Source organism: Cupriavidus sp. GW822-FHT03E04 (genome assembly GCF_058801495.1).
Genome location: NZ_JBXANI010000077.1, coordinates 1 through 1,029, shown reverse-complemented (window position 1 = coordinate 1,029; position 1,029 = coordinate 1). Strand labels below are relative to the sequence as shown.

Below are 1,029 nucleotides of genomic sequence, written 5' to 3'. Positions count from 1 at the left end.
TGATTCCATCTCGGACACCGAGTTGGCGCAATGCCTCTCGCGGGCCGACTTCCTGACATGGCGCGTGCGCCATGCTGCCTCTCACACACTCTGGTCCTTCGTCGAACAGCCCTTTGCCGATTTCGTTCGAGACGCTGACCCGGTCGTGTACCAGTTGGATATCGAGCATCCCGTGCCAGACGTTACCGCCCACTGGCTGCTGACGCAGCAATCCCAAGCCCAATGAACTGGATCTGGCACAGCATTGGCGCCGGCGGCATCCTCGCCGTCATCGGCGGCTGCGCCTTGGTATTGCTAGCACGGCGCCAGCCCGATAGCACTGCTCCGGACACGCCATCACTGCCTGGCGGGCAGTTGCTGCCTCCGACCGGAAGCGACATCCAGGTCCACACGGCAGAACAACTGATCGGCGGCCTGCAACTGCAGGGCCTTTGGGAGTCCATTCGCCAGCGCTCAGGCTTCACCGCCGCCAGCTTTGCGCGAGACTGCGCCCCGCTTCTGCACGCTGTCGCGGATCTATGCCAAATGCTGCCGGCGTCAGAGAGTCACCACCATGCGCAGCCAGGCGGGCTGCTGATCCACCTGTTCGAGGTCCTGAATCATGCCCTGGGCATCCGGACCAGCTACACCTTACCGCGCGGCGTACCGCCCGAGGATATCCACAAGCTGCAACATCTGTGGACCTACGGTGTCTTCGTGGGCGCGCTGCTCCACGATATAGGCAAGCCGATGGCCGATCTGCAGATCACGGCGCGCGCCGGACATCGAAGCTGGCCCTGGCATCCGCTATCAGGCTCCCTGGCCGAAGGCGGTGCCCGGACGTACCGAGTGACCTTCCAGGCCGATCGGGACTACACCCGGCATCAGAAGCTACCCGTCATTCTGGCCCAGCGCCTGATCCCGCAGCCTACGTTGCAGTGGCTATCGTCCGATCCCGTTCTGCTGCAGGAGCTGATGGCCTATCTGGGAGACGAGCACGACGAGAAGAGCCTGATTGCCGAGATCGTGACCAAGGCCGACCGAGAGTCC

The 1,029-nt window shown here is 63.5% G+C and carries 2 protein-coding genes; both read left to right on the top strand.

The window, feature by feature from the left end:
* Positions 1 to 226 (top strand): hypothetical protein (locus AC1RQC_RS40345; RefSeq protein ID WP_492886873.1); only part of this gene is annotated, 226 nt, incomplete at its 5' end.
* Positions 223 to 1,029 (top strand): MobH family relaxase (mobH, locus tag AC1RQC_RS40340; RefSeq protein ID WP_492886871.1); only part of this gene is annotated, 807 nt, incomplete at its 3' end. The genes AC1RQC_RS40345 and mobH, both read left to right, overlap by 4 nt.